The sequence below is a fragment of the Pediococcus parvulus genome (genome assembly GCF_007990205.1).
In the GTDB taxonomy this organism is placed as follows: Bacteria; Bacillota; Bacilli; order Lactobacillales; family Lactobacillaceae; genus Pediococcus; species Pediococcus parvulus.
The window spans coordinates 1-5687 of the sequence record NZ_BJWE01000063.1 but is presented as its reverse complement, the minus strand read 5'-3'; the positions used below and the strand labels follow the sequence as shown (position 1 = coordinate 5687).

5 protein-coding genes and 1 riboswitch are annotated in these 5687 nt (G+C 38.1%); all 5 genes read left to right on the top strand.

All coding sequences use genetic code 11. From position 1 onward, the window contains the following. The first annotated feature begins 338 nt into the window (after positions 1 to 338). The 5 genes from PPA04_RS09000 (at position 339) to serS (ending at position 5565) form a co-directional block, all read left to right on the top strand. On the top strand, positions 339 to 899 hold the full coding sequence (locus PPA04_RS09000; protein ID WP_057782431.1) for a GNAT family N-acetyltransferase: 561 nt from the start codon (positions 339 to 341) through the stop codon (positions 897 to 899). Further along, positions 886 to 1422, top strand: a complete 537-nt coding sequence (locus PPA04_RS08995) for an Rrf2 family transcriptional regulator (protein ID WP_057782433.1) — start codon at positions 886 to 888, stop codon at positions 1420 to 1422. Before PPA04_RS09000 ends, PPA04_RS08995 begins: the two co-directional genes overlap by 14 nt. A gap of 46 nt (positions 1423 to 1468) precedes the next feature. Further along, positions 1469 to 1654, top strand: a riboswitch (Lysine riboswitch). Positions 1655 to 1772: 118 nt separating this feature from the next. Further along, positions 1773 to 3242 (top strand): amino acid permease, encoded by a 1470-nt coding sequence (locus PPA04_RS08990; protein ID WP_057782436.1) that lies wholly within the window; start codon positions 1773 to 1775, stop codon positions 3240 to 3242. A 129-nt stretch (positions 3243 to 3371) separates the two neighbouring features. Next, the gene (locus PPA04_RS08985) at positions 3372 to 4004 is read left to right on the top strand and encodes a deoxynucleoside kinase (protein ID WP_057782438.1); all 633 of its coding nucleotides are present in this window, start codon (positions 3372 to 3374) and stop codon (positions 4002 to 4004) included. 283 nt (positions 4005 to 4287) lie between these two features. Then, positions 4288 to 5565, top strand: coding sequence for a serine--tRNA ligase (serS, locus tag PPA04_RS08980; RefSeq protein WP_057782439.1), 1278 nt, complete (start codon positions 4288 to 4290; stop codon positions 5563 to 5565). Positions 5566 to 5687: the final 122 nt, after the last annotated feature.

The window sequence follows — 5687 nt, the reverse complement described above, 5'->3', positions numbered from 1 at the left end:
GGCATTTTATCTAATTTTGCTGTCATGAACGGTTTCGTATCAAGCAACAAGATAAGTTTTGTAGTTTCACCTTGAGATTTTTAAATATTGATTGATGCAGAACTGGAAGTGAAATGACTTCTGGTTCTTTTTTTGATTGGAACTGGCGGATAAAATTTCATGCGTTAGTTTAGTTGTGCGGTATGATAAGGGTGGCAGTAAGTTAGCAACGAAACATTTTGAAACTGGACAAAAAAAGTACATTATGAGAACAAATTCTGGTATTCTTATACGTAGATCGTTTTGATGTGTTAATTTATATTAACATCACACGTTGAAAGTAATGAACGGGGATAGCTGTGAATAAAAAAATTTATACCACAAGGCTAAAGCTGCGACCATTTGTGCCGGCTGATTTAACAGGATTGCGTGCCATCGTTGAAAACAAAGAAATTGCGGAGATGGCTAGTTTTCGCGTGGCTACAAATGCGTTTGAAAGTGATTATTTTTTACAGCAACTTATGCAACCCAACATTTGGGCTATGACATTAAAGCAAACTTCAGAAGTTATCGGTAGCATTGGACTTTATCCAGTGGTAGGTGACAATCATGAACGGGATCCTTTAAAACTGGAATTAGGTTACATGGTGAATCAAGATTTTTGGGGTTACGGCTATATGACAGAAGCCGTTCAATCAATTTTAAATCATAGTTTTCATGAAAACTATGCATATGTCGTATTGGCGAGTACCTATGCTGAAAATAAGCGATCCGCGGCTATTTTGGAACATCTTAGTTTTAAAAAAGTCGGTGAACATACTTTACCGGCAAGTGTGTTAAATCCGGTTTCACGACAAGAAAATTTTTATCAATTAACGGCGCAAGCATTTATAGAAGGTGGTCATTATGCAACTCACTAAAGGATTTGAACAAGCAGCATGTATTATTGCGTTACTGTGTACACAAGATCGCTCAATTCCGTTGACGACGGCGGTAATTCACGATCGATTAACAGGATCAGAGACTTATTTGCGAAAAATTATGCGTAAGCTGGTTGTTGCCGGTTTGGTTACCTCAATTCCGGGAAATAATGGTGGGTTTCGACTAGCCAAAAAGCCAAGTGAAATTTCATTACTAGACATTGTTGAAGCGAGTGAAGGACCCATTAAAACTTATCCAGATATGGGCTTTATTGAAAATGTGTTTTCTGAGGCCCATCCGATTGCCGAACGGGGTAAGAATGTATTAAACGATACATTTCAACAGGCGGATGATTTGTGGCGCGACTATCTTAAACATCAAAGTTTGAATGATGTGCTCGTTAAAATTATGGGTGAACCTGCAGTTCCGGGAATTGATTGGAACGGTTCTGACAATGAGTTACATGCCCAGTTTCAAAAGTTAAACGAGAAAATTCAGGGCACAAAATTAACGAATGATTAACACTTGGTGTTGTCAGATACACTGAGCTTGTATATAATTGATTCATATCGAAAGAAGAGGTTGCCAAACTCATCAGTCACAGCTTGTAGATGAAAAAGCATTGTAGACAAGCTGCAAAAGGGTGTTTGGCCGAAATTTTAAGTTGCTTTTTCAACTTAGAGTTGGGCTCTGGTTTAATAAATCAGGGACTGTCGTGATGCATTCAAACACATCACGGGGCGCTATCTACGATTTGACTGAGAAATTTAGTAAGTCTTTTTGTATGGCGATTTGTTATGCAAAAAGGCTTTTTTTATTGGTTAAAAATAAGATTGCCTTTTTAATTCGAATTTTAAGGAGGAAGTAGTTTTATGGCAGAGGAAGAGAATCATTCAATTGATCGATCTTTGAAGACACGGCATATCTCCATGATTGCACTTGGAGGAAGTATAGGAACTGGATTATTTGTGGCCAGTGGGTCAGCAATTTCAGAGGCTGGTCCGGCTGGTGCACTGATTGCGTACGTTGCAATGGGAATCATGGTGTATTTCTTGATGACGAGTTTGGGGGAAATGGCCACTTACATGCCAGTTTCTGGTTCGTTTGCAACCTATTCAACAAAGTATGTGGATCCAGCTTTAGGATTTGCGATGGGTTGGAATTACTGGTTTAACTGGGCAATTACCTTAGCTGTTGATATCAGTACAGTTTCCATTGTTATGAAATTTTGGTTACCCAACGTACCTGGCTGGGTTTGGAGTACAGTGGCGCTGATCTTAATTTTTGCAATTAATGCTTTAACGGTAAAAGCGTTTGGCGAGACTGAGTACTGGATGGCGTTGATTAAGGTTGTCACGGTAATTATTTTCTTAGTTATTGGTGTCGCTGTAATTTTTGGCATCATGGGTGGTCATGCCACTTATCTAAATAACTTTACCTATAAGAAAGCACCATTTGTCGGCGGAATTCCAATGATTCTGAGCGTTTTTGTAGTTGCGGGATTTTCATTTCAGGGAACTGAATTGATTGGGATTACAGCTGGGGAGTCCGAAACTCCTGAGAAGAGTGTTCCCAAGGCAATTAATCAAGTCTTTTGGCGAATTTTGTTATTCTATATTTTAGCTATTTTTGTCATTGCTTGTATCATCCCATACACTAGTCCTGATTTATTAGGTTCTTCTGCAAGTGATGTCAAAATTAGTCCGTTTACTTTAGTGTTCCGTCGGGCTGGGTTGGCTGGGGCAGCTAGCATTATGAATGCCGTGATTTTGACGTCGGTGATTTCATCGGCTAATTCTGGTATGTATGCTTCAACCCGAATGCTTTATTCGTTGGCATTACAAGGATACGCCCCCAAGACATTTAGTTTGACTACTAAACGAGGAATTCCTTTGATGGCGTTGATTGGCACAACGATCGTGGGAGCTTTAACATTTATTTCTAGTATTGCGGGTCCTGAAATCTATATGTGGCTGGTCGCTGCAAGTGGGCTGACTGGTTTTATTGCTTGGTTAGGGATTGCTATTTCTCATTTCCGTTTTCGCAGGGCATTCGTCAAACAAGGACACAAAGTCGAAGAATTACGCTACCATGCAAAATGGTTCCCATTTGGGCCGATTTTTGCGTTTGTACTGTGTCTACTCGTTATTGCCGGTCAAGATATCCATTCGTTTGCCACGTTTAACTGGGAAGCAATTGGGATCAGTTACATGAGTGTCCCGATTTTTATCATTTTATATACGTATTATAAAATTAAATATCATACTCATGTTATTTCGTTGGACGAAGTTGATTTAACACAACCTGATTTTATTTTAAAGGCTCGAAAAGCTGAAAAATAAGTGTATAATGTAAGGCGCTGCAATAAAACAGACTGTTTTTGAGAAAAGAAGTTTTAATCTACATGTTGTTTTACCTTAGATTCATGCTACAATATATAGTATTAAAACAGGAATAAAGGGGAACTTCGAATGATTGCATTGTCAGGCCCAATCGGCGCAGGAAAAACAACGTTAACAGAAATTTTGTCACAACATTTAGGTACAAAAGCATTTTATGAATCGGTGGATGATAATAAGATTTTGCCACTCTTTTATAAAGATCCTAAACGCTATGCTTTTCTTCTTCAGATTTATTTTCTGAATCGCCGTTTAGATGGTATTAAAGAAGCTTTTCAAACCAAAAATAGTGTGATGGATCGTTCTATTTATGAAGATTCACTTCTATTCCATCTGAATGCAGATTTGGGTCGGGCAACAAGCACCGAAGTTCAGATCTATGACTCTTTACTAACAAATATGATGGAAGAACTTCCAGAAACTCATTATCAAAAGAATCCTGATTTGTTAATTGATATCAACATTTCGTTTGATACAATGTTGGAACGGATCAAAAAGCGTGGTCGCTCATATGAACAGATTGATAATGATCCTAGTTTATATGAGTATTATCGTGACTTGAATGATCGTTATAGTGAGTGGTATGACAATTATAATGAGAGTCCAAAGATTCAAATTGATGGGGATCAGTTTGATTTTGTGGAAGATCCACAGGCACGTCAAAAAGTAATTCAAACAATTGATCAAAAAATTGCTGAAATTTAGTTGTCTATTGGATTAGTTTCGGTTATGATTAGGTTATTAATAAATAAACGTAGATTCACATAAAGTAGATTTAAAGCGAGATAGAGTTAGTGAAAGCTATCAATCGAAACTCCGGTGGATTAAAACGGGTGAGTAATTTCACACGGCTGCGGTCGTTAAACTCCAATTAAGGGTGCTGGTAACAGCAAACTTGGGTGGTACCGCGAAAAAGACCTTTTCGTCCCAATTAATGGGATGATTAGGTCTTTTTATTATGTATACAAAATTGAAGGAGGACATGAAAATGTTAGATTTAAAAAATATTCGCACAAATACAGATTTCGTAAAAGAACGTTTAGGGACACGCGGTATTGATCCAAAAGAAATTGATAAATTATTGGACGTGGATCAAAAACGTCGGGACTTAATCGTCGAAAGTGAAACACTCAAAAAGACGCGTAACGAGGTTTCAGACCAAATTTCGTTATTGAAACGTCAAAAAGAAGATGCCAATGACAAAATTACTGAAATGCGCAAAGTAAGTGGCGAGATCAAGGAACTTGATGCCCAATTGCAAACATTGACTGAACAAGTTCAGGATATGGCAGCTCATTTACCAAACATTCCTAACCAAGATGTCCCAATCAGTTTGACCGAAGAAGGCAGTGTGGAATTACGCAAAGTAGGTAAACCTCGAGAATTCACGTTTAAACCAAAAGCACATTGGGACATTGGTGAAGATTTAGGCATTTTAGATTTTGAAAGAGCAGCCAAGGTATCAGGCAGTCGGTTTGTTTATTATATCGGCATGGGAGCTAAGCTGGAACGGGCGGTTTATAACTTTTTCTTAGATCAAAATGATAAAGCTGGTTATACGGAAATGATTACGCCCTACATGGTGAATGATGAGTCAATGTATGGAACAGGCCAATTCCCTAAGTTTAAGGAAAATCATGCCGGCTATGAGATTCAAGATAGTGAATTAACTTTAATTCCAACTGCTGAAGTACCATTGGTTAACTTCCATCGCAATGAAATTTTGGATGGGGATGATTTACCAATTAATGAAACAGCTTTATCACCTGCATTTCGTTCTGAAGCGGGGAGTGCTGGCCGTGATACGCGTGGGTTGATTCGGATGCATCAATTCAACAAGGTGGAAATGGTTAAGTTTACAAAACCTGAAAATTCATGGAACGAACTTGAAAAGTTGACTAATCAGGCAGAAAGTTTACTGAAATTATTGAAATTGCCATACCATGTGATTACCTTAACAACGAGTGATATGAGTTTTACTGCTGCGATGACGCATGACTTGGAAGTTTGGATTCCAGCTCAAAACATGTATCGTGAGATTTCGAGTTGTTCAAATTGTACAGATTTTCAGGCTCGTCGGGCTCAAATTCGTTATCGAGATGAAAATGGCAAATTACAATATGTGCACACTTTGAATGGTTCTGGATTAGCAGTTGGGCGAACAGTGGCTGCTATTCTTGAAAATTATCAAAACGAAGATGGATCAGTTACCATCCCCGACGTTTTAGTACCCTATATGGGTGGTGTGACAAAAATTACAAAGTAGCTGTGAACTGGGTGATACTAGGAAAGGATCAAATATAATTCATAGTGGATATTTTACGACAACTACAAAAATTTATTGACAATTGGTAGGGGTCAATGATAATATTATGTAGTTGTCGTTTG

What these genes read in the sequence shown, in the direction of transcription:
- PPA04_RS08995 (WP_057782433.1), top strand. Translation starts at nt 886, where the DNA reads ATGCAACTCACTAAAGGATTTGAACAAGCAGCATGTATTATTGCGTTA.
- PPA04_RS08990 (WP_057782436.1), top strand. Translation starts at nt 1,773, where the DNA reads ATGGCAGAGGAAGAGAATCATTCAATTGATCGATCTTTGAAGACACGG.
- PPA04_RS08985 (WP_057782438.1), top strand. Translation starts at nt 3,372, where the DNA reads ATGATTGCATTGTCAGGCCCAATCGGCGCAGGAAAAACAACGTTAACA.
- serS (WP_057782439.1), top strand. Translation starts at nt 4,288, where the DNA reads ATGTTAGATTTAAAAAATATTCGCACAAATACAGATTTCGTAAAAGAA.